This is a genomic window from Pseudomonas mosselii (genome assembly GCF_005796105.1).
GTDB classification, from domain to species: Bacteria; Pseudomonadota; Gammaproteobacteria; order Pseudomonadales; family Pseudomonadaceae; genus Aquipseudomonas; species Aquipseudomonas mosselii_C.
The window spans coordinates 770,497-793,479 of record NZ_VAUO01000001.1 but is presented as its reverse complement, the minus strand read 5'-3'; the positions used below and the strand labels follow the sequence as shown (position 1 = coordinate 793,479).

At 63.0% G+C, this 22,983-nt stretch carries 19 protein-coding genes and 1 pseudogene; 8 read left to right on the top strand and 12 right to left on the bottom strand.

Going from position 1 to position 22,983, the window contains the following annotated elements:
• Positions 1–13: 13 nt before the first annotated feature.
• Positions 14–117, bottom strand: a pseudogene (locus FEM01_RS24350) (aldo/keto reductase); the annotation flags it as partial.
• A complete protein-coding gene (locus FEM01_RS03495) occupies positions 105–1,010 on the bottom strand; it encodes a LysR family transcriptional regulator (protein WP_138217873.1) in 906 nt (301 codons plus the stop codon). The gene FEM01_RS03495 and the pseudogene FEM01_RS24350, both read right to left, overlap by 13 nt.
• A 121-nt stretch (positions 1,011–1,131) precedes the next feature.
• On the opposite strand from FEM01_RS03495, the gene FEM01_RS03490 reads away from it, so the two are divergent.
• The 4 genes from FEM01_RS03490 (at position 1,132) to FEM01_RS03475 (ending at position 4,943) form a co-directional block, all read left to right on the top strand.
• Complete coding sequence (locus FEM01_RS03490) at positions 1,132–1,830, top strand: CoA transferase subunit A (RefSeq protein ID WP_138217872.1); 699 nt, start codon at positions 1,132–1,134, stop codon at positions 1,828–1,830.
• Between the two features lie 35 nt (positions 1,831–1,865).
• The gene (locus FEM01_RS03485) at positions 1,866–2,522 is read left to right on the top strand and encodes a CoA transferase subunit B (RefSeq protein WP_138217871.1); all 657 of its coding nucleotides are present in this window, start codon (positions 1,866–1,868) and stop codon (positions 2,520–2,522) included.
• Between the two features lie 144 nt (positions 2,523–2,666).
• Positions 2,667–4,085 (top strand): short-chain fatty acid transporter, encoded by a 1,419-nt coding sequence (locus FEM01_RS03480; RefSeq protein WP_138217870.1) that lies wholly within the window; start codon positions 2,667–2,669, stop codon positions 4,083–4,085.
• A 78-nt stretch (positions 4,086–4,163) separates the two neighbouring features.
• Positions 4,164–4,943: a helix-turn-helix transcriptional regulator gene (locus tag FEM01_RS03475; protein ID WP_138217869.1), complete on the top strand. Its 780-nt coding sequence runs from the start codon at positions 4,164–4,166 to the stop codon at positions 4,941–4,943.
• A gap of 18 nt (positions 4,944–4,961) precedes the next feature.
• On the opposite strand, the gene FEM01_RS03470 is transcribed toward FEM01_RS03475, so the two are convergent.
• Positions 4,962–5,546 carry a LysE family translocator gene (locus FEM01_RS03470; RefSeq protein WP_138217868.1) on the bottom strand — a complete coding sequence of 195 codons (585 nt, stop codon included), beginning with the start codon at positions 5,544–5,546 and terminating at the stop codon, positions 4,962–4,964.
• Between the two features lie 261 nt (positions 5,547–5,807).
• Between FEM01_RS03470 and FEM01_RS03465 the strand changes: the two genes are divergently transcribed.
• Positions 5,808–7,379 carry a TerC family protein gene (locus FEM01_RS03465; protein ID WP_138217867.1) on the top strand — a complete coding sequence of 524 codons (1,572 nt, stop codon included), beginning with the start codon at positions 5,808–5,810 and terminating at the stop codon, positions 7,377–7,379.
• Here the strand turns inward: FEM01_RS03465 and rarD are convergent.
• Together rarD and FEM01_RS03455 are read right to left on the bottom strand one after the other, a co-directional pair.
• Entirely contained in the window at positions 7,342–8,229 is an 888-nt protein-coding gene (gene rarD / locus FEM01_RS03460) for an EamA family transporter RarD (protein WP_138217866.1), read from the bottom strand. The genes FEM01_RS03465 and rarD overlap by 38 nt on opposite strands.
• A gap of 33 nt (positions 8,230–8,262) precedes the next feature.
• Positions 8,263–9,849 (bottom strand): EAL domain-containing protein, encoded by a 1,587-nt coding sequence (locus tag FEM01_RS03455; protein WP_138217865.1) that lies wholly within the window; start codon positions 9,847–9,849, stop codon positions 8,263–8,265.
• A 310-nt stretch (positions 9,850–10,159) separates the two neighbouring features.
• Here FEM01_RS03455 and hppD point away from each other — a divergent pair, with 310 nt between their 5' ends.
• Positions 10,160–11,236 carry a 4-hydroxyphenylpyruvate dioxygenase gene (gene hppD / locus FEM01_RS03450; RefSeq protein ID WP_138217864.1) on the top strand — a complete coding sequence of 359 codons (1,077 nt, stop codon included), beginning with the start codon at positions 10,160–10,162 and terminating at the stop codon, positions 11,234–11,236.
• An 83-nt stretch (positions 11,237–11,319) separates the two neighbouring features.
• On the opposite strand, the gene FEM01_RS03445 is transcribed toward hppD, so the two are convergent.
• On the bottom strand, positions 11,320–12,006 hold the full coding sequence (locus FEM01_RS03445; RefSeq protein WP_138217863.1) for a type 1 glutamine amidotransferase domain-containing protein: 687 nt from the start codon (positions 12,004–12,006) through the stop codon (positions 11,320–11,322).
• 283 nt (positions 12,007–12,289) lie between these two features.
• Between FEM01_RS03445 and FEM01_RS03440 the strand changes: the two genes are divergently transcribed.
• On the top strand, positions 12,290–14,251 hold the full coding sequence (locus FEM01_RS03440; RefSeq protein WP_138217862.1) for a hybrid sensor histidine kinase/response regulator: 1,962 nt from the start codon (positions 12,290–12,292) through the stop codon (positions 14,249–14,251).
• 6 nt (positions 14,252–14,257) lie between these two features.
• Here the strand turns inward: FEM01_RS03440 and FEM01_RS03435 are convergent, their stop codons facing one another.
• Positions 14,258–15,811 carry a response regulator gene (locus tag FEM01_RS03435; protein WP_138217861.1) on the bottom strand — a complete coding sequence of 518 codons (1,554 nt, stop codon included), beginning with the start codon at positions 15,809–15,811 and terminating at the stop codon, positions 14,258–14,260.
• A 104-nt stretch (positions 15,812–15,915) separates the two neighbouring features.
• A complete protein-coding gene (locus FEM01_RS03430) occupies positions 15,916–16,971 on the bottom strand; it encodes a tetratricopeptide repeat protein (RefSeq protein WP_138217860.1) in 1,056 nt (351 codons plus the stop codon).
• Positions 16,972–17,100: 129 nt separating this feature from the next.
• Between FEM01_RS03430 and hisN the strand changes: the two genes are divergently transcribed.
• Positions 17,101–17,892: a histidinol-phosphatase gene (gene hisN / locus FEM01_RS03425; protein ID WP_138217859.1), complete on the top strand. Its 792-nt coding sequence runs from the start codon at positions 17,101–17,103 to the stop codon at positions 17,890–17,892.
• Positions 17,893–17,951: 59 nt separating this feature from the next.
• Here hisN and FEM01_RS03420 read toward each other — a convergent pair whose 3' ends face one another.
• From FEM01_RS03420 to FEM01_RS03405, 4 genes are all read right to left on the bottom strand, one after another.
• On the bottom strand, positions 17,952–19,103 hold the full coding sequence (locus FEM01_RS03420) for an acyl-CoA dehydrogenase family protein (protein ID WP_138217858.1): 1,152 nt from the start codon (positions 19,101–19,103) through the stop codon (positions 17,952–17,954).
• A gap of 16 nt (positions 19,104–19,119) precedes the next feature.
• Positions 19,120–20,190, bottom strand: coding sequence for an enoyl-CoA hydratase/isomerase family protein (locus tag FEM01_RS03415; RefSeq protein ID WP_138217857.1), 1,071 nt, complete (start codon positions 20,188–20,190; stop codon positions 19,120–19,122).
• Between the two features lie 234 nt (positions 20,191–20,424).
• Positions 20,425–21,825, bottom strand: coding sequence for an efflux transporter outer membrane subunit (locus tag FEM01_RS03410; protein ID WP_138217856.1), 1,401 nt, complete (start codon positions 21,823–21,825; stop codon positions 20,425–20,427).
• Between the two features lie 19 nt (positions 21,826–21,844).
• Positions 21,845–22,609 (bottom strand): helix-turn-helix transcriptional regulator, encoded by a 765-nt coding sequence (locus tag FEM01_RS03405; protein ID WP_138217855.1) that lies wholly within the window; start codon positions 22,607–22,609, stop codon positions 21,845–21,847.
• Positions 22,610–22,983: the final 374 nt, after the last annotated feature.

The following is a 22,983-nucleotide window of genomic DNA, read 5'->3' as shown; positions in this document are numbered from 1 at the left end:
ACACCCTCGCAGTCGCTGCGTGTTCGGACGCCCTGTGCCCGGGGGGCTCGCCCATGTACCACGTGCCTTGGCCGATGGCCGGAACCGCGAGATGCCCGCCAGATTCACGTATCGCATGCCATCTCCTGTGGATGGGCGTGTGAAAGCAGTACCTCAAGCAGCGCTTGGGCGGCTTTCGACAGTTTGTGGTCGGCCAGGGCGATCACGCCGATGCGCCGCTCCACGGTGGGGTCGGTGAGTGGTACGCAGCAGGCGCCGAGTTCGAGCATCTGTTCGATGCACAGCGCCGGTACGGCACTCACCCCCAGACCGCTGGCAACCATGCGCCCGACAGTCGCCAACTGGTGGCTCTCGAACGCCACGGTGAGCTTGCCGTGCTCGGCGGCTACGTGCTGTTCGAGCAGCAGGCGCACAGCTGAGGGCCGTTGCAGCGCGACGAAGTCCTGGGCCAGCAGTTCTTGCCAGCGGACCTGGGGTTGCCGGGCCAGGGGCGAGTCGGCAGGCACCACGGCGACGAAACGGTCCATGTACAAGGGATGGAAAAGCAGCGCTTCGCAGCTGTCGGGCTCGAAGCCGATGCCCAGTTCGACGCGCCGATGGCGTACCAGTTCCAGGACCTGCTCGTTGATTACATCGTGCACGGTGACGTTGACCTTCGGGTAGCGCTGGCGGAACACCTTGAGCGCCTCGGGCAGCCGGTTGCCGGCGTAGGAGGGCATGGCGGCGACCGACACCCGGCCCAGTTGCAAGGTGAAGCGCTGGCGCAGCATCTCCTCGGTGTCATCCCAGTCGGCCAGCAGGCGCCGTGCCAGTGGCAGCAGCACCTCGCCTTCTGCGGTCAGGCTGACGCTGCGGGTGGTACGGGTAAGCAGGGCGCCGCCAAGATTGTCCTCCAGCGCCTTGATGGTCAGGCTCAAGGCCGGTTGCGAGACATGCAGCTGTTCGCCGGCTTGGGCAAAGCTTTGGTACTTGGCCACGGTGACGAAGGCACGCAACTGCTTGACGTTCATGAGGGGGTTGGCCTTTTGTTTTGGAAAATTTATCAATCAATGACGAAAACAAAATTAACAAATCAGTCGCCTGCGGTGAAGATGACTGCACGGTTCTAACAACGACAAAAGGCGACTGAGCATGGCCGGACTGGACAAGCGTGTAGCAACTTACGAAGAGGCCCTGGCAGGCCTGACCGACGGCATGACGGTGCTGGCCGGCGGCTTTGGCCTATGCGGCATCCCTGAAAATCTGATTGCCGAGATCAAGCGCCGTGGCGTCAAGGGCCTGACCGTGGTGTCGAACAACTGCGGCGTCGATGGCTTCGGCCTGGGCGTATTGCTCGAAGGCCGGCAGATTCGCAAGATGGTCGCCTCCTATGTTGGCGAAAACGCTGAGTTCGAACGCCAGTTGCTCAGTGGCGAGCTGGAAGTGGAACTGACCCCACAAGGTACCCTGGCCGAGAAAATGCGCGCTGGCGGCGCTGGCATCCCAGCCTTCTACACCGCTACCGGTTACGGCACTCCCGTGGCTGAGGGCAAGGAAGTGCGTGAGTTCAAAGGCCGCCAATACATCCTCGAAACATCCATCACCGGTGACTTCGCCATCGTCAAGGGCTGGAAGGCCGACCACTACGGCAATGTGGTGTACCGCAACACTGCGCAGAACTTCAACCCATTGGCGGCCACCGCCGGCAAGATCACCGTGGTCGAGGTCGAGGAAATCGTCGAGCCCGGTGTGCTGCTGCCCAGCGAGATCCACACCCCCGGCATCTTCGTCGACCGGGTGATCGTCGGCACCTTCGAAAAGCGCATCGAAAAGCGCACCGTCAAGGCCTGAGCGCCATCTTTCAGAACAACAAAGAGATCCTGACCATGGCACTGACCCGCGAACAGATGGCGCAACGCGTCGCCCGAGAACTGAAGGACGGCTACTACGTCAACCTTGGCATCGGTATCCCCACCTTGGTGGCCAACTACGTGCCTGCCGACATGGATGTGATGCTGCAATCGGAAAACGGACTGCTGGGCATGGGCGAGTTCCCCACCGAAGCCACCCTCGACGCCGACATGATCAACGCCGGCAAACAGACGGTCACCGCCCGCCGTGGCGCCTCGATCTTCGACTCGGCGCAGTCCTTCGCCATGATCCGTGGCGGGCATGTGGACCTAACCGTACTGGGCGCGTTCGAGGTGGACGTGGAAGGCAACATCGCCTCGTGGATGATCCCTGGCAAGCTGGTCAAGGGCATGGGCGGCGCCATGGATCTGGTGGCCGGCGCCGAGAACATCATCGTCACCATGACCCATGCCTCCAAGGACGGTGAGTCCAAGCTGCTGCCCAAGTGCAGCCTGCCATTGACCGGGGCCGGCTGCATTCGCAAGGTGCTGACCGACCTTGCCTACCTTGAGATCGAGAACGGTGCGTTCATCCTGCGCGAGACCGCGCCAGGAGTGAGCGTCGAGGAAATCATCGAAAAGACCGCCGGCAAGCTGATCGTGCCGGACGATGTGAAGGAAATGACCTTTTAAGCCGTATCCCTGACCCTGCGGGAGCGGGCTTGCCCGCGAATGCGTTGGTGAATTCACTGCCGCATTCGCGGGCAAGCCCGCTCCCACGGGGTTTTGCGTGTTTCAGTATTGCAAGACCTACAAAACCAATAAAAGGAAAACCCCGTGGCCGCTGATATTCAAGACAGCCGCTCCGCCCGCTTTGCCTTGCGCTGCTCCAACTGGGCCGAACGCTGGTTCCCCGATTCCTGGGTGTTCGCCGCCCTTGCCGTGGTGCTGGTGTGCCTGGGCGCCCTGATAATGGGCGCTAAGCCCACCGACACCGCCAAAGCCTTCGGTGACGGATTCTGGAGCCTGATTCCGTTCACCATGCAGATGGCCTTCGTGGTCATTGGCGGTTATGTAGTCGCCAGCTCGCCGCCTGCCGCTCGGCTAATCGACCGCCTGGCGCGGCTGCCAAAAAACGGCCGTTCGGCTGTGTGCTGGGTGGCGCTGATCTCGATGCTTGCCTCGTTGCTCAACTGGGGGCTGTCGCTGGTGTTCGGCGGTTTGCTGGTACGCGCCCTGGCCCGACGCACCGAGCTGAAAATGGACTACCGCGCCGCCGGTGCCGCCGCCTACCTGGGCTTGGGCGCGGTATGGGCGCTGGGGCTGTCGTCCTCGGCTGCGCAACTGCAGGCCAACCCGGCCAGCCTGCCGCCGTCGATCCTGTCGATCACAGGCGTGATCCCGTTCACCGAAACCATTTTTCTCTGGCAGTCGGGTGTGATGCTGGCCGCGCTGGTGATCGTCTCGCTGGTGGTCGCCTACGCCACCGCGCCGGGCCCCAGCAGCGCCCGTAGCGCCGAAGACTGCGGTGTCGACCCTAGTTTCAGCGCCCCGCCTGCGCCTCGGCGCACCCGCCCCGGCGAGTGGCTCGAATACAGCCCGATCCTGATCCTGTTGCTGGTCGCCTTGGCCGCCGGTTGGCTGTACCAGGAGTTTGCCACCAAGCCTGCGATCACTGCGATTTCCGGGCTGAACACCTACAACCTGTTGTTCATCATGCTCGGCGCCTTATTGCACTGGCGTCCACGCAGCTTTCTCGATGCCGTGGCCCGCGCCGTGCCCACCACCACTGGGGTGCTGATCCAGTTTCCGCTGTACGGCTCTATCGCGGCCATTCTTACCCAGGTCAAGGGTATCGACGGTGAGACGCTGGCCCACCATATCTCGTTGTTCTTCACTCAGATCGCGACCCACGACACGTACGCACTGCTGATGGGGGTGTACTCGGCGGTACTTGGCTTCTTCATCCCCTCAGGCGGCGGCAAGTGGATCATCGAGGCGCCCTACGTGATGCTGGTCGCCAATGACTTGCAGTACCACCTGGGGTGGGCGGTGCAGATCTACAACGCCGCCGAGGCGCTGCCGAACCTGATCAACCCGTTCTATATGCTGCCGCTGCTGGGCGTGCTGGGGCTCAAGGCGCGCGATCTGATTGGCTTCTCGTTCGTGCAATTGCTGGTACACGTGCCCTTGGTGCTGGTGCTGCTGTGGGCATTGGGCAACACGTTGCAGTACATCCCTCCGGTCATGCCTTGACCTCACGCCCGTACAAGCTTGCTCGTGCAGCCCGCTGCCGGTAAAAGTCTCCCTGATCAGATGCGCAAGGGGGATGGCATGATCGAGATCTCGCGGTTCTGGCGCGACCCGGCGTTGCCCTTCGTCGAGGCGCGCCGGGTAGGGGACGGGCGCCAGGTCTGCTACGCCGCCCACGCGCACGAAAGTTTTTCGATTGGCGTGATTACCGGAGGGCGTAGCACCTACCTGACGGGCGGCTCGCAGCACGAGGTCAGGGCAGGCACCACAGTGCTGATGAACCCTGGCGTGGTGCATACCTGCAACCCAATCCAGGGCGAGCCATGGTCCTACCTGATGCTGTTCGTCGACCTGGCATGGTTGCAGGCACTGCACTTCAAGCTGCCGCAGGCGACCATGAGTCCCGCACCGGGCCTGTACGCACATTTGCTCAACGTGTTCGCCGACTTGTTCGGCGAGCACGGTGCCGCTCTCAAGGCGCAGTCGCTGGTCGCGTTCTTCGACGCATTACCAGGGTATCTGGAGCCTGGCGGTGAACATCGGCATATGCCGCACCCACAATTGGACATGGCGGCAGCGTTCATCCGCGCGCATCGGCTTGACCCGCTGACGCTGGAGGATGTCTGCGCTGCGGTGGGGCTCTCGCGTGCGTACCTGATTCGCGCCTTCGGCAAACGTTTCGGGCTCACGCCGCATGGCTACCTGCTCGACCAGCGCGTGCAATATGCTCGGACTCAACTGCGCCTTGGGCGCCCGATAGTCGAGGTCGCGCTGGAAGCCGGATTCGCCGATCAAGCGCATTTGCAGCGCGCCTTCAAGCGCCAATTGGCGACGACGCCTGGGCACTACCGCCAAGGCTGAGGGTGAATCGCCGCCGTTTCAGCCCAGTAGCAGATACCCCGCACTACCCACCAGCAACAGCGCCAATGCGCGGTTGAACAGACGCAGCCGACGCGGTTGGTGCAGGTAGCTGCGGATCACACTGCCTGCCCAGGCCCAACTGGCGATCGACACGAAACAGATCGGCGCGTAGATCCAGGTGAACAGCCACAGTAATTGCTGCTCACCGCCGGTATAGGCGCCCACGCCAGCCACCGCCGCGAGCCAGGCCTTGGGGCTGAGCCACTGCATGGCTGCGCCGTGCCAGGCGCTGGGTGCCTGTTGCGTGGCGTCGCCTTGCAAGCGCCCATCATCGCTGGCCAGCTTCCAGGCCATGTACAGCAGGAACAACACGCCACCTCCGTGCAATAGCGTGCCAAGCAGCGGCCAGCGCAGCAGCAGTTCATGTACGCCAAGGCCAGTCAGCACCAGCAGCAGGCAAAAACCCAGGGTGGCGCCGGCAACGTGGCCGAGGCAGGCGCGCAGGCCGTGACGAGCGCCGCTGCCAAGGGCGACGATGTTGACCGGGCCGGGCGAAATGGAGGCAGCCAGCGCGAACGCCGCCATGGACAGGGACAAGCTCATTGGAAATTTCCTTTCAGGGTTCAAGACCACAGCATCCTGACGAGCGCCGACAGGCTGGGTATTGAAGGAAAATGCCCACAGCCCCTGTTACAGCTTTTGTAATAGTTTCTTGCTGTAACGAAAAGCTGCTTCGATTGTAGGATCACATTCCCTTTTTTCTATCCAGGTATCTATGAGCCGCTTCTCGGAGCCCCCCAGTCCTTGGCCTTTCCGGCCTTCCTCCCTGCGTCCTTGTGACGCCCGCCTTGTGAGTACCCGCTAATGGAATGGCTAGCCGACCCTACGGCCTGGCTGGGCCTGTTGACGTTGATCGTCCTCGAGCTGGTACTGGGTATCGACAACCTGGTGTTCATCGCCATCCTCGCCGACAAACTACCGCCGCATCAGCGCGACCGCGCGCGTGTGATTGGCCTGTCTCTGGCATTGATCATGCGTCTTGGCCTGTTGGCCAGTATCTCGTGGATGGTGACGCTGACCGCGCCCTTGTTTGAGATCTTCGGCAAGAGCTTCTCTGGCCGTGACCTGATCATGTTGTTCGGTGGTGTGTTCCTGCTGTTCAAGGCCACCATGGAGCTGCACGAGCGCCTCGAAGGGCATGTGACCCAAGCCTCCGGCACGTTGCGTCATGCCGCGTTCTGGCCGATCGTGGCGCAGATCGTGGTGCTCGACGCGGTGTTCTCGCTGGATGCGGTGATCACCGCTGTTGGCATGGTCGAGGAACTGTCGGTGATGATGATCGCGGTGATCTTCTCCATCGGCATCATGATCGTCGCCAGCAAGCCGCTGACGCGCTTCGTCAACGCCCACCCCACGGTGATCATGCTGTGCCTGGGCTTCCTGATGATGATCGGTTTCAGCTTGACTGCCGAAGGCCTGGGCTTCCACATTCCCAAGGGCTACCTGTATGCGGCCATCGGTTTCTCGTTGTTGATCGAGCTGTTCAACCAGCTGGCCCGTGCCCGCCGCAAGCGCAGCGTGCAGCAGCATCGCCCGCTGCGCGAACGCACCGCACACGCCGTACTACGCCTGATGGGCGGGCGCCGCGTGGAAGCGGACGAGGTGGGCGAGGAAATCGCCGACCTGGTCGAAGGTGGCGAGGAGCAGGTGGTGTTCGATCGCCGCGAACGGGTGATGATCAGCGGTGTTTTGAACCTGGCTGAGCGGCCGATCCGCACAGTGATGACGGCGCGCGCCGAAGTCGATGTGATCGACCTGTCGCAGCCGGCCGAGGCCATCACCCAGATGCTGGTCAACTCGTCCTACTCACGCCTGCCGTTGCTGCGTGATGGCCACAGCGTCGAGCCGCTGGGCTTCGTGCACAAGAAGGAGTTGCTCAAGGAACTGTTGGCCGGCAACCAGCCAGACCTTGAAGCCCTGGCGCGCGCACCGTTGAACCTGCTGGAGAGCTTCAGCATCCTCAATGCCCTGGAGCAGATGCGTGCGCAGTCGACCCACATCGCCTTCGTGGTCAACGAGTTCGGTGACTTTACCGGCGTGCTGACCATGACCGATATCCTCGAGTCGATTGCCGGCGAGTTGCCTGATGCCAGCGAGGTGGAAGGCCCGGGCGTGGTCGAGGAGGCCGGTGGCTTCGTCGTCAGCGGTGCGTTGAACCTGGCTCAGGTTCAGGCCCGGACCGGATTTGCCGCGCGCGCCACCGAGGACTACCAGACCCTCGCGGGTCTGGTGATGAGCTTGCTGGACCGCCTTCCGGTGGTGGGTGATCAGCTCATCTGGAATGGCTGGAGCATGACAGTGGTGGCGGTCGAGGAGCGTCGGGTACGTCAGGTGCGTCTTACACCAGACGCTGTCGCTGACGCAGCAGGTGCTTGATGCCTTCGAGCACCAGCACCAGCACCGCGGCCCAGATCGGCAGGTAGGTCAGCCACTGGTCGGGGCCGATGGTCTCGCCCAGTAGCAGTGAGACGGCCACCAGCAACACCGGCTCGACATAGCTGAGTAGCCCGAACAGGCTAAACGGCAACAAACGACTGGCTAGCACGTACGTGATCAGCGCGCAGGCGCTGATCACGCCGAGCAGCGGAATCAGGCCGTAGAGTGCCGGGTGCTGCGCCAGGTCGGCTGCGCTCAGCGGTCCTTGGACCACGAAATACAAAGCCCAAGGCAGCAGTAGGCCCATGTCGCACCACAGTCCACCCAGGTGCTCGGTGCGGCAGCGCTTGCGCAGCACGAAGTAGATCGGGTAACCGAGCATCACCACCAGGGTTTCCCAAGCGAAGCTACCGTGCTGATAAAGCTCGTGCCCCACGCCAATCGCCGCACATGCGACTGCCACGGTTTGCAGGCGCGACAGTCGCTCGCCATACACCAGCCGTCCGGTCAGGACCATGGTCAAGGGCAACAGGAAGTAGCCCATCGACACTTCCAGGCTGCGCCCGTGCAATGGAGCCCACAGGAACAGCCAGAGCTGCACGCCCATCAACCATGAGGTGCCGAGCATGCCTAGCAGCAACAGCGGAGCCTGGCGTACCCGTGCAAGCAGCGCACCGACGTGTTTCCAGTCACGCGAGAACAGCATGAACAGCGTCAGGCAGGGCAACGTGAGCAGGATCCGCCAGCCAAAGATTTCCTCGCCGTCCAGTGGGGCCAGGAAGGAAGTGTAGTAATACATCACGGCGAACAGGCAGGATGCCATGACCGACGAAACAATGCCTTTTGACACGAATGCCTCTGAAACGGGAGGAGGAGGGATAAATCAGCCGCGTATGATCTCAGGGGCAGGGGCCTGCGGCAACCGCAGGCTGCCTGGGCGTGCCGCCAGGGCCAACAACAGTTCAGCCAAGGGCATTGGCCGGGCGAACAGGTAGCCTTGTTGGAAGTCCACCCCATGACGTGCCAGATAGTCGCGCTGCGCCGTGGTCTCCACGCCTTCGGCTACGATGCCCAGGGCCAGCTTGCCGGACAGCTCGATGATGGTGTCGAGAATGTGTTGAGAAAGGGCATCGCCACCGATCATGGCGACGAAGCTTTGGTCGATTTTCAGGTAGTCGACCTTGAACTGGCGCAGGTAGTTGAGGCTCGACTGGCCAGTGCCAAAGTCATCCAGCGCGATCATGACCCCCATCTCGTGGAGTTTTTCGAACACTTCAAGGGTGATCGGCGTTGGCTCGATCAGCTTGCGTTCAGTGAGTTCCAGCGTGAGCGTCACCCGTCCAGGGGGGAAATGTTGCAAGAAGGCGCGGCAGTCGTCGATCAGGCTCATGTCACGGCAGTGATCGGCAGTAATGTTGATGCCGATGTGGAAGCCGTCTTCGAGCAGCGTCGAGTGCGGGCCCAAGGCTTGGGCGGTATGCTGCATCAGGCTGCGGGTCATGTCGACGATCTGCCCGCTGTGCTCGGCATAGGGAATGAACAGGTCCGGGCGAACCAAGCCCTCGCGTGGGTGGCGCCAGCGCATCAGCACTTCGACGCCGGCCCAGCGGTAGTCGTCTTTGCGTACCACAGGCTGGAAGTAGGGCAGGAATTCGCCAGCTTCAAGCGCACGGGCAAGTTCCGCTCGCGGTGAATTGGCCCGGCGCAGCTGCCAGCGGCAGGCCATACCGGCCAACACACCCAGCACCAATAGCAGGCTCAACAGCGCCGGATAGCGGCTGCGCAGAAGCTGCGCGGCCTTGTCCGGGCCGAAGCCTGCACGAACGCTGAACGGGTAACGACTGGAGCCAAGGGTGACCAGGGCGCTGGCTGGCACCGGCAGCGCGCCGCTGCGCACTTGGCCATCCTGGCCCAGCCAGTGGTTGCCTACCTGCACGTACACCTCTGCACCTGCTCCGAGCAGGCGCAGGGCCGTCAACAAGTGATAACCGTCCAGCGTGGTAATGGCCCCGCGCTGGCCTTGGCTGGCCCGGTATACCAGTAGCGCATGCCCAGGGGTCACCGAGTTGCCGTCCATCAGCCATAGCGTGCCGTCGGTGTAGTCGCGGGCATCGACCGGTTCGTCGAAATCGCCGAACAGCGATGAACAATACAGCGTATCGTGATCGAACAAGTTGGTAGAACGCACGAAGGCATTGCGTGTGACCTCGCCACGCAATGCCAGCTCTACTTGTGCACAGGGCTGTCCGGCTTTGGGCAGCAGTTGGTTGGCAGTCGCTGCGAGACTGTCGAGGATCGTCTCGATGTGCTGGACCACCTCTTGGGCGGTACCTTGGCTGCTGGCACGGATTTCGTGCTCGCTCTGCCAGCGAATCACTCCCAGCCCGCATAGCAGCGGCAGCACCGCCACGCCCCAAGGTAACAGAGTGCGCCAGCTCCAGCGGGCAGGGCGGCGAGTGGTCAGTGGCATGGTGTACGAACCTTGTAGCTGGTGATCGGATCAGGTACAGGATAGCCGTTTGTCGGCTGGCCCCGTTAACTAAAGCGCGACAAAGATATTTACGCCCTGTAGAATCGGTTTACGAATACAACAATAAGGTTGCCCTCTACCGAGGGATCGAACCGCCCGGAATCGGTCGCTATGACAAACCCTGTGTTCAAGCTGATCATCGGTGACTACCTCGCCCGCAGCGTACGCGGCATCCCTTGCTCACCCCCTCTGCAACGCGGCATCGCCCCCCTCCGATAACCGTTTATTCGCTGCAGATGAGGACATGAACATGGCAGATCTCTTCGACAATCCGATGGGCTTGGAAGGCTTTGAGTTCATCGAGCTTGCATCGCCCACGCCCGGAGTGCTGGAGCCGGTATTCCAGATGCTCGGTTTCACCAAGGTGGCCACCCATCGTTCCAAGGACGTGCACTTATATCGTCAGGGTGGCATCAACCTGATTTTGAACAACGAACCGAAAAGCCCTGCGTCATATTTCGCCGCCGAACATGGGCCGTCGGTGTGTGGCATGGCGTTTCGCGTGCGGAACGCCCACGAAGCCTATGCCCGTGCCCTGGCCCTGGGCGCCCAGCCGGTGGACATCGAAACCGGCCCGATGGAACTGCGCCTGCCAGCGATCAAAGGCATCGGTGGTGCGCCGTTGTACCTGATCGACCGTTACGAGGAAGGCAGTTCGATCTACGATATCGACTTCAAGTTCATCGATGGCGTGGACCGCCACCCCGTCGGCGCGGGCCTGAAGATCATTGATCACCTGACTCACAACGTCTACCGTGGCCGCATGAGCTACTGGGCTGGCTTTTACGAGAAGTTGTTCAACTTCCGTGAGATCCGCTATTTCGATATCAAGGGCGAATATACCGGTCTGACTTCCCGGGCCATGACCGCACCTGACGGCATGATCCGCATCCCGCTCAACGAAGAGTCGTCCAAGGGGGCCGGGCAGATCGAGGAGTTCCTGATGCAGTTCAACGGTGAGGGCATCCAGCATGTGGCCTTTCTCACCGACGACCTTCTCAAGACATGGGATGCCCTCAAGGGTTTTGGCATGCGCTTCATGACCGCACCGCCGCAAACCTACTACGAGATGCTCGAAGAGCGCCTGCCTGGGCATGGCGAGCCGGTTGGCGAGTTGCAGGCACGTGGCATCCTGCTCGATGGCGCCTCGGCCGAGGGCGATCAGCGCCTGCTGTTGCAGATATTCTCGGAAACCCTGCTGGGCCCGGTATTCTTCGAGTTCATTCAGCGCAAGGGGGACGACGGCTTCGGGGAAGGCAACTTCAAGGCGCTGTTCGAGTCGATCGAACGTGACCAAGTGCGCCGGGGAGTGCTGAACGTCGAGTGATGCCGTGCGCTAGGCTGTTGGGGGGCGCGGCTAGCGAAGCCGTTGCCCCCTCAGGCGCTGCGAAAGCCTGCGCTGATTGCCGGCTATCGGCCCTGTAGTCGCTTGATCACCGCTTCGGCCACCAAGCCTGTCGATGCAGGATTCTGGCCCGTGATCAAGGCGCCATCCTCCACCACGAACGGTTGCCAAGGCTCCTCCGCGCAGATGTAGTCCCCACCGCGGCCACCGAGTTCGTTTTCGGTCAGAAATGGCACCACCTTGTCCAATTCAGCAAGCTTTTCTTCGGTGTTGGAAAAGCCGGTCACCTTGCGGCCCTTGAGTAGCAAGCTGTTATCGCTGAGTTTGACGTTAAGCAGCCCCACCACCCCATGGCAGACGGCCGACACCACGCCGCCGCGTTCGAAGATACGCCGCGCCAGGTCTTGCAGCGGCAGGCTGTCGGGGAAGTCCCACATTACGCCGTGGCCCCCGGCGTAGTAGATCGCGGCGTAGTCATCGGCCTTCACCTGGCTCGGGCTCAGAGTGGCACCCAGGCGACTCATGAAGGTGTTATCGTCGTACCACTGCCAGTCGAGGTCCGGTGCCATCTGCAAGCTGTGCGGGTCAATCGGCACATAGCCGCCTGCAGGGCTCACGAAGTCTACCTCGAACCCCGCCTGTTGCACGGTATCAACAAAGTGCACGGCCTCGCCGAGCCACAAGCCAGTGGCTCGTTTGAGCGTGGGGTACTTGGCAGTATTGGTCAGCACAACCAGGATTTTAGTGTTCATCTGCGCACGCCTGTGCAGTCGTTGGGAATGAAGCCCCTAGAGCATAGCCGTCAGTGGCCAGGCCGCCATGTTCGGTGTGCGATGTGCTAGGCTGCTGCGAACAGGATGCTTGTGGAAACGACAACCATGGACCAGGACCCACGCCCACCCACCCAGGCGGCTGATGCCATGATGCACCGATCCATCCGGTTCAGGGGGCACGCCATTGGTCGCTAAAGCCCAGCGTCTGGGCGAACAGACCCAGATAGTGCTCCTGGCCCCTGCGCCCGATACGGCGCAGAGCTTGAACGGTAGCATCGTCAGTCACGATTGGAGCCGTAGCCCGCTGGGGCCGCTGTCCCACTGGCCACCGGCCCTGCGCATTGCTGTCGACATGCTGCAATTGTCACCGTTCCCTTGCGCCGTGGTGTGGGGACCAGAATTGTGCGTGGTGCAGAATGACGCCTACCCGATTCGCGGGCTGCAAGGGCGATGCTTCCACGACTTGTGGGAAGCGGCCGATCCGCCTATGGGGGCCGCGCTGTTCAAGGCGCTGGAGGGGCACGGTAGCTACGTCGAGGCGGTGAGGCTGCCAGGCTCTGGCGAAGGGCCATTTGCCTGCTACTACTCGCCGCTGCGCGATGACTACGGTTCTGTGGCGGGCTTCCTGCATACCGTGATCGCCGCCTCGGTCGACGCCGAACTCACCCGTGAGTGGCGCGAACGGGCGCAGTCGTTCGAGGCGCAACTGGCAAGCTACCTGGCGAACAGCGAGTACACCTGGCAACTGTCCCCCGATGTGATGTTGATGCTCGACAGCCAGCAGTGCCTGCGGTTGGCCAATCCGTCCGGACAACGCCTACTGGGTTGGTCTGAGCCGACATCGCCAGTGGACTCCGCTTCCCTGCTGGCGTTGCTGCATCCGGCCGACTGTACCGAGGCGCTTCTGGCACTCATCGCGTTGGGCAAGCAGGGCGGGGCGTCAACTTTCGAGGCACGTATACGCCACGTCGATGGCCATTACTGCTGGTTTTCCTGGACCACGGTATCGGGTCAAGCCATGCCCATGCTGGTCGGGCGTGACATCAGCCAGCAGCGCCAAGCGGTGCAGCAATTGGCCGAGGCTGCGCTGCGCGACAGTTCGCGCTTGGAGTCGGCGATCAAGCTGGCCGGCGGCATGGGCCATGAAATGAACAACGTACTGAGTGGGGTCGGTAGCAGCTTGGAACTGCTTGAGCGGCGTCTGTTGCAGGGCCGTCAGGAGAATCTGGAATACTACGTGAAACTGGCCCGTGAATGTGCCGAGCGTGCCATTGGCTTGACTCACAACCTACTGGCGTTTGCCCGCAGCCAGCCGTTGTCGCCGACGCCGCTGGACATCAACCAGTTGCTGCGTGATGCGCAATCGCTGCTGCGCCAGTCATTGGGTAGTGAAATCCAGTTGGATTGGCAGTTGGATACGGAGCTCTGGCCGGTTCAGCTCGACGCCGACCAGTTGCGCAACAGCCTGCTGCACTTGTGCGCCAATGCTCACGAAGCCTGCCTGGGGCGCGGCCGGGTGTCGATACGCAGCACCAACGAGCGGCTGACCACAGTGCAGGAGGGGCGGTCATCCCTCCCGGCGGGCGACTACGTTGCCATTCAAGTGGAAGACGACGGCCATGGCATGTCCGCCGAGGACCTCAGACAAGCGTTCGAGCCATTCTTCACCACCAAGGCCCTGGGGCGTGGCTCCGGGTTGGGACTACCCATGGTGCACGGTTTCGTCCGCCAATCCGGCGGACATGTGTGGATCGAATCGGTGCAAGGGCAGGGCACGCGGGTGATGATGATGTTCCCGCGCTACCCAGGCAGCCTGCCCGAACCGCAAATGCCTGACTTGGAGCCGTTTGCCGTGCAGGGCGAGCGGCTACTGTTGATCGATGATGAAGTGAGTCTGCGCCGATTGATGAAGGAAGCCTTGCTCGACCGAGGCTATGCGGTTGACGATGCCAGCGACGCCAACACCGGTATGGGCCATTTTCGTGTCGGCGGGCCCTTCGATCTGGTGATTACCGACATTGGCTTGCCGGATGGCTTCAATGGCCGACAGGCAGCCAGGGCGATGCGAATGCTCGAGCCTGGACAGAAGGTGCTGTTCATCACCGGTTACACCGAGGAGCAAATCGAACCGCCGATGCTGGCGGAGCAGGGCGTTGCCTTGCTGTACAAACCGTTCACCCTCGAAGCCCTTTGCCAGCAGGTCAAGCGCATGCTGCATGGCTGAGGCGTCTCAATGACGGGTCAGCATCTGCGACACGCGCTCACGTAATTGTTCCAGCTCGAAGGGTTTGCTTAGCAGCTGCATGCCGGGGCCGAGAAAGTCTCCCCGTTCTGTGGCCGTTTCGGCGTAACCGGTGATGAACAATACCGCCAGGGTCGGGCGCAGGGTGCGGGCGATCTCCGCCAGCTGTCGACCATTCATGCCGGGCAGACCCACATCAGTAATCATCAGGCCGAACGGCTGGGTCGTCTGTAGCTGCTCCAGCGCTTGCTCGGCATCGCAGGCCACGACACACCGCAGTCCCTCTTCCTCAAGCGACTGGCTGACCAGTTGGCGGACGTCAGGGTCGTCCTCGACCAACAAGATGGCCCGACTATCGCCTGCCTTGGGTAGCGTGGCTTGGCTACTGTTTTGAGTGCTTGGCCTGTAACGTGGCAGGTACACCTGCACCACGGTGCCTTTGCCGATCTGACTGTGCATTGTCAAACGTCCACGCGACTGTTTGCAAAAGCCATAGGTCATCGACAGGCCAAGTCCCACGCCCCGGCCAACGGGCTTGGTGGTAAAGAATGGCTCGAACGCGCGCTCCAGGGTGGTGGCTGACATCCCTTGACCGGTGTCACTGATACTCAGGCAGAGGTAATCGCCCTGGGCCAGCTCGGTGGAGGCGTCGGCTCGAACATTGTGTGCCTCGATGCTCAGCACGCCGCCGCTGGGCATGGCTTCGCAGGCGTTGCGCAACAGGCTGTCGAGCGAGGCCCGTAGTTGTGCGTGGTCGACGTAGGCATGCCAGAGGTCTGCATCGCATTGCAGCTTGAGCGTGATCCCCTGAGCCAATTGGCGACTCAAGTACTCACGGTTCAGTAGCGTACCGAGGTCCACGGCTTGGCTGTGCAACGTTTGGCGAGCGGAGAACGCCAGCAGGCACTGGGTCAGCAGGGCCGCGCGGGCAACTGCCTGGCGGCCCATTTGCAAAGGCGAGGCGAGCGTATCGCTGCGCCCTTTGCACAGCCGCCGCTCGATCAATTCCAGGCTGCCGCCAATACTGGTTAGCAGATTGTTGAAGTCGTGGGCAAAGCCCCCAGCTAAATGGCCGATCGCATCCAGCTTGCGGGCTTGCTGCACGGCCTGTTGCGCAAGTGCCTGAGCTTCTAGCTGTTGGTGCAGATCGCGTGCCTGGTACTGCCCGCGTCGGGCTCGCAGCGCCCACAGGGCCAGGTTGATCAACTGGGCATCGGCATACGGCGCGCTCAGCGCCAGCAGGTTGCCGAAGGCGTTCGCGCCGGGGGCAGCCTGGGTGACCAGCAACACGATGGGCAGGTCGGACCAGCCCGGTTGCTGCTCGATGAAACGGTGCAAGGGCGAACGCGCATCGGTAGGTAAGGCGGGCTCGGCAATCACCAGCAGTCCGGCCCCATCGTCCAACCAACGGCCCAGCCGATGCACGTCGCACGTCTGGCGGCAGGCAATGCCAGCCTGGGTCAGTACACGCCGGGTTTGGGTTCCCAGCGTGGCTGGAGCCAAGATCAGGGCTCGCTCCTCCAAAGGCGGTGCAACGGCCACGTCGAATCTCCTGTGGCAGTGGGCACGCCGCAATGGTCATGCCGCTCTCCTACTATCACTGGACCTTGCCGGGGGGATCAGGGTTCAACTGGCCCGTTAAGCACCTACAACCCCTGTTGCAATGCCGGGTCATCGGGGTTCTGCTGCTCGAGTTCGGCCAGCAGCACTTGGACATTCTGTAATTGGCCGGTTTCTTTCCAGTACTGGATCAGCAGCACCCTGGCACGGCGATTGGCGGGTTGGTGGCTGAGCAGTGTCTCCAGTTGCTGCTGCGCGGCTTCGACTTGCTCCAGCTGATGCAGGGTGACCGCTAGGGTGTAGCGGTAGTCGCTGTTGTCAGGCTCAAGTTCCACGGCGCGAGACAGCGCGAGCAGGGCGTATTCGGGTTGGTCGTGGCGCGTCAGCCACTGACCCAGTTGGTATTGCAGGAACGCCGAGTCCGGGCGCAGGGCCAAGGCCTTGGCCAGCACCTCGCGGGAGGCGTCGGGTTGGCCGAGGCGCTCGAGCAGACGCACGTGGGTCGCCAGCGCGTCCAGCCCTTCAGGGGCGAGCGCCAGGCTGCGCTCTAGCGCAGCCTGCGCCTGGGGGTAGGCCTGTTCGTGCATGTACAGGCGCGCCAGGTGCTCCTGCGCCACGGCATCGTCGGGCTCATGCTCAAGGGCTTGCTGGTACTGCTCAAGCACCTGCTGCAACGGGCCGAAATACAGGCCGATGGCGTCGGGGTCGAGCCCCAGCAAGGCGTCGACTACCGCAAAGCGCACGCTTTGGTCGTCATCCTCGAGCAGTGGCCCGAGGACCAGGCTGCGTTGCGCGGCAGGCACCAGGCGGCGGATCGCGGCGATGGCTGCGCGCCGCACCTGCGGGTCATCGTGTTCAAGGTCCTGGCGGGCTAGCTTCAAGGCCTGGGGCGAAGGGTAGTGAGGCAACTCGGCGTATAGCGCCGCACGGCGGATGGGGGGCAGGTCGTCACGCTGCAATTGCTGGTACAGCACGCGTGCGGCCCCCGGCAGGCCCTCATGTGCCTGACGCAACGCCTTGGCGTAGCTGTGCGGCGGCAAGCTGGGCGGGCTCGGTTGCGGGGTGCGCCATAGATAGCTGAGCACGCCAGGCACCAGGATCAGCAGCGACAAGGCGATCAGGAAGAGGCGGCGTCTGGGCATCGTGCGGTCCGTGGCGTCGGGAAGCGCAGAGCTTGGGACAGCTGCGCGGTAAATGCAACGGTGGAGGGGCCGCGCGGCACCGGCCTCGGGTATGATGCGAGCCTTTGTCAAACAACTGAGGCAAGCTGCATGTCCCTGAGCACTGAACAGATCGGTGAATTCCGTGCCTTCGCCGAACAACTGGCCGATGCTGCGTCAACGGCGATCCAGCCGTACTTTCGTGCGGCGCTGGATGTCGAGGACAAGGGCGGGCGTCTGTATGACCCGGTGACCGTGGCCGACAAGGCTGCTGAAGATGCCATGCGCGCATTGATCCAGGCGCGCTATCCCGAGCACGGCATCCTTGGCGAAGAGCAGGGCGTGGCCGTGGGCAGCAGCCCACTGACCTGGGTCCTCGACCCCATCGACGGTACCCGCGCCTTCATCACCGGCCTGCCGCTGTGGGGCACGCTGATTGCCCTGAACGACGGTAGCGCCCCGCGCATCGGCGTGATGAACCAGCCGTTTACCGGCGAGCGCTTCGTTGGCACACCCGAAGGCGCCTGGCGCAGCGGTACGCCCTTGAGGACCCGCGCGTGCGCCGATCTTGGTGCGGCCACGCTGATGTGTACCACCCCGGACATGTTCGACACCGATGCACGCAAGGCCGCCTTTAATGATGTGGCCAGCAAAGCTCGGCTGATGCGCTATGGCGGTGATTGTTATGCCTACTGCATGCTCGCCTCGGGCTTTGTCGACGTAATCGTCGAAGCCAGCTTGCAGCCCTACGATGTGCAGGCGCTGATGCCGATCATCCAGGGCGCCGGCGGGGTGATCACCGCCTGGGACGGCAGCTCAGCGCAGCAGGGCGGTTGTGTGGTGGCATGCGGTGACCCGGCGCTGCATGCGCAGGTCGTGCAGATGCTGCGTCACGCGATGTGACGCAATGATCGTTGCTCCCACCGGGCTGATGCGCCAACCGGCGGGAGCAGTTGCTGATCTCAGATCGAGTAGTGGCGCAGCTCCCGTGCGATCAGCATGCGCTGTATCTCGCTTGAGCCTTCATAGATCTGGGTGATGCGTGCATCACGGTAGTATTTCTCCACCGGGTAATCCTCCAGATACCCATACCCGCCATGTACCTGAATGGCCATCGAGCACACCCGCTCGGCCATTTCCGAAGCGAACAGCTTGGCCTGGGAGGCTTCCGACAGGCAGGGCTTGCCCGCCGAGCGCAGGCGCGCGGCATGCAGGATCAGCAAGCGCGCCGCATTGATCTGCACCTGCATGTCGGCCAGCAGGTTGGCGATACTCTGGTGCTCGTTGATCGGCTTGCCGAACTGGATACGTTCGCGCGAATAGCCTAGGGCCGCCTCGAACGCCGCACGGGCGATGCCCAGCGCCTGCGCAGCGATGCCGATGCGTCCGCCTTCAAGGTTGGACAGGGCGATGGCCAGGCCTTTACCGCGCTCACCCAACAGGTTGTCTGCCGGAATGCGGCAGTTGTCGAGTGTCACCGCGCAGGTGTCCGATGCACGGATGCCCATCTTGTGTTCACTGCGGTCCACCTTGAAGCCCGGCGTATCGGTGGGCACCAGGAACGCCGACAAGCCTTTCTTGCCCAGCTCAGGGTCGGTCACGGCAAACACGATGGCGAGTTTGGCCCGACGCGCGTTGCTGACGAACTGCTTGGCCCCGTTGATGACCCACTGCCCATCGATCAGTTCGGCACGGGTCCGCAGGTTGTGTGCCTCGGACCCGGCTTGAGGCTCGGTCAGGCAGAAGCAACCGATCACCTCGCCACTGGCCAGTGGCGCAAGCCATGCCTGTTGCTGCGCAGGGCTGCCGTAGGTTAGCAGTGGCCCGCAGCCGACCGAGTTATGGATGCTCATCAGTGCCCCGGTGGCGCCGTCGCCGGCAGAGATTTCCTCCACCGCCAGGGCATAGGCCACGTAGTCGGTGTAGCTGCCGCCGAACTGCTCGGGCACGACCATGCCCAACAGACCCAGCTCACCCATCTTGCGCACCACGCCGTCATCGATCCAGCCGGCTTTCTCCCAGGCCTGCGCCTGGGGCGCGATTTCGCCACGGGCAAAGTCCCGTGCCATGTCGCGGATCATGACTTGTTCTTCGCTCAGTTCCAGGTCTTGCATACACAGGCTCCCGGCCTTACAGGCCTTCGAAGAAGTGGGCGACGCGGCGCGCGTTCAGGCCGGCGAGGGTAGGTGGGTTCCAGCGTGGCTGTTTGTCCTTGTCGACGATCAGCGCGCGAACACCTTCGATGATGTCACCGTGTTCGAACCACTGGCGGTCCAGGTGCAACTCCATGGCGAAGCAGTCTTCGAGCGCCAGGTGGCGGCCGCGGCGCAGCAGTTCCAGTGTCACGGCCATGGCCAGGGGCGAGCGGGTTTCCAGCAGGTCTGCGGTTTGCAAGGCCCAGGCGTGACTGTCGCCAATGGTCACCGCGCGCAGTTGCTCGACGATGCTGGGCAGGTCGGGCAGGGCGAAGAAGTGGTCGATCACTGGGCGAAGCTTGGCCAGTGGTGCATCGTCGAGTACCTGGGTGCCGAGGCTGGCCAATAGGTTCTGCAGGTCCTTGAGTGGGTAGTCACCGAAGTGCAACCGATCCAGCCCCGCATCCAGCGACGCCAGACACTCGCTGTCCAGATACCAGTCGGCCAGGCCGCAGTACAACGCATCGGCGGCCTTGATCTGTACGCCACTGACGCCGAGGTAGATACCCAGCTCGCCAGGTACGCGAGGCAGGAAATAACTGCCGCCAACGTCGGGGAAATAGCCGATACCCACTTCAGGCATGCCCAGGCGGCTACGCTCGGTCACGATACGCAGCTCGCAGCCCTGTGCCAGGCCCATCCCGCCGCCCAGGGTGAAACCGTCCATCAGCGCCAGTACCGGCTTGCGGTAGTGATGCAGGCACAGGTCCAGTGCGTATTCCTCTTCGAAGAACGTCGCGTGCAGTTGCTCGCCGGCCTTGAAGCTGTCGTGCAGCGAGCGGATGTCACCCCCGGCGCAGAAGCCTTTGGGCCCCTCGCCACGTAGCATGACCGCGTGCACCTGGTCATCCAGGGCCCAACGGTGCAGGTGGTATTGCAGGGCGCGGATCATGTCCAGGGTCAGGGCGTTGAGTCCTGCGGGGCGATTGAGGGTGAGGTGGCCGATGTGGTTGCGGACTTCGGCCAACACGTGATCCGTGGCCGTGGGCTGAGCATGCGCGTTCATCGCGGTCTCCCTGCTTTGTTATTGATTTCCAAGGTGAAGCCTGGAATGCGCGGGTGGATCGCTGGATCCTGTCATGCGTATTTGCCTTGCACAATTGGCAAATCTGCAGGGTGTTGCTGCATTTTTACCTTGTGGCAATGCCCAGGCTGGTGTTTCCACTCTAACCCTGTGACCACGGCAGGCAAGCTTTGCTGCAACACCCAGGACTGTGCAGGTTCGAGAAGAGGGAACTGTCTACAGGTGTGGGTTGGCGTCCCAACCGCCACCGAGCGCGGCGTACAGGTTCACCTCGGCCACCAGTTGTGCCAGGCGATCGCCAATCAACCCCTGCTGGGCGCTGAACAACTGGCGCTGGGCGTCGAGGAAGGTCAGGCTGCTGTCCGCCCCGGTGCGGTAGCGGTTCTGCGCCAGGTCGTGGTAGCGCTGGCTGGCGTTCACCAAGTCGCGCTGGGCCTGCAACTGGCGTTGGTAGGTGGCGCGCGCCGCGAGGCCATCGGCGACTTCCTGAAACGCCTCTTGGATGGCCTTCTGGTACTGCGCCACCTGAATGTCTTTCTGCAACTTGGCGTAGTCCAGGTTCGCGCGCAGGCTGCCGGCGTTGAACAGTGGCAGGCTGATCTGGGGCTTGAACAGCCAGGTGCCCGAACCTGCGTCGAACAACCCGGCCAGCGCCTGGCTGCTGGTACCTGCATTGGCGGTGAGGCTGATGCTTGGGAACAACGCCGCACGCACCGCGCCAATATTGGCGTTGGCCGCCTGCAACTGGTGCTCGGCCTGAAGAATGTCCGGGCGCCGTTGTAGCAGGTCCGATGGCATACCGGCCGGCACCGGGGCAATTTGCTCGTGGGCAAGGGGCAGGCCAGGCAGGTCGTCTGCGACCGGCCCGGCCACCAGCACGCCGAGTTGGTTCAGGTCCTGGGCCGCCAGGCGGCGGTAGCGCGCCACCGCCGCGCGGGTGCTGTCGACCCGGGTCTGCGCCTGAATGCGGTCGAGTGCCGATAGCGTGCCGACGCGCACCTGGCCGGCGGTCAGGCGCAGGCTCTGTTCGTCGGCGGCCAGGGTGTGCTCGGCCAACGCCAGCAGTTCCTGGTCGGCACGCCAGGTGAGGTACACGCTGGCCACGCTGGCCACCAGGCTCAGTTGTGCGGCACGGCGCGCCTGTTCACTGGCCAGGTAGGTTTGCAGCGCCTGCTCGCTGCTGCTGCGCAGGCGGCCGAACATGTCGAGTTCGTAGGCACTGACGCCCAAGGTCACGGCCTGTGTGCTGCTGATCACGCCGCTGTCGGTGCCGGTCATGCGCCGTGGCAGGTACTGGCGCTGGCCGCTGGCATCTAGGCTGACATGCGGCAGCTGCTCGGCGCGCTGTACGCGGTACTGGGCGCGAGTCGCCTCGGCATTGAGCAGGGCCAGCCGCACGTCACGGTTGTTGGCCAGGGCCGTCTCGATCAGTTGGCGCAGGGCAGGGTCGCGGAACATGGTCTGCCAGTGTTCGGGGGCTTGGGTGAACGCGGTCGTCGGGTAGGCCGGCCCTTGCGGATAGCGCTCGGGGACCGGAGTCGACGGGCGTTGGTAGTGCGGAACCAGGCTGCAGCCTGCCAGGGTGGCGGCCAGCAGGGTCAGGGTGAATCGGTGCATTGCAGGCTTCCTTGCGGTTTCAGGCTCCCGCCATCCAGCGGGTCAGCCCGTGGCGGCCACTGACCCCCAATTTGGCAGTGGCGCGCTTGAGATAGGTTTCCACCGAGCTGTTCTTGACGTTCAATTGCTGTGCCATTTGCGGCACCGTACCGCCGGTGAGCAGGCCCAGACATACCTCCTGCTCGCGGCCGGACAGATTGATGGCGCCGCGCGCCAGGCGCTCGCCAAAGGCGGCGCGCAACGAGGCCGACTGGCTGTCGGCCAGGTGCGGGGCGTCGGCCGGCTGGGTCTGGAGCCGCAAGGCGTGGTGCTCGACCAGCGGCAACAAGGTGTCGGACAGGCTCTTGAGCAACGACAGCTCGGCCAGGGTGAAGGCGCGCTCGCAAGGCGGACGCTGGCAGCAGATCACCCAACGCCGCTCACCGCGGCACGACACCAAGTTGCATTGGTGCGCACTGCGCGGTTGTTGCGGGCGCCCCAACGGCACGCTTATCTGGATCAACACCGGGTCGTGCATCTGCAATACGCTCTGCAGCAGCGGTTCGGTCGCGGTGAGGGGCGTGTAGGCGCCCGCGCAGCCCAAGGCACGGATGTGCTCGATGCGTTGCTCGCGGATGTCGAGGGTCCATTCGCTGAGGTCCAGGCGCTGGATCGGCATCAGTTGCCCAAGCAACTGGAACATCTGCCCGGCAAAGTCCTGCTCGCCGCTGCGGGCCACCAGTTCGCCGAGTTCCAGGTAAAGCTGCGGGGCAGGGCGGCGGGCTAGGTTGTCGGTCAGTCTCATGGTGGTGTCTTCCTTGATTCGGGGCGTTCGACGAGCGGTTCGCTGGTCGAGTCCTGTCCTTGAGCTGCTGGCGTGGCGCTATTCAAGCCTTGAGCCTGGCCGGTGTCTGTCATGGAAATGGGGGACAGAAAATGCCACGTCGGCAGCGATCCGTTTTGGCGTGGATAAACAGGCAGGCATGCGAAGAACGACGCAAAGGCGGCAAATTGACGTCAAAAAACAGCGTATTGCCGCACTTTGCGCATCGCGGGTGAGCAGGTAGGCCATGAATGACCCTCTGCTGTAGCGATTCTCCTACAAGAAAATCAGCAACTTTTACGCGTGCGGCGTTGTCCGGGTTTAAGGGGCCATACACGCGTGCAGGCCGGTGTTTG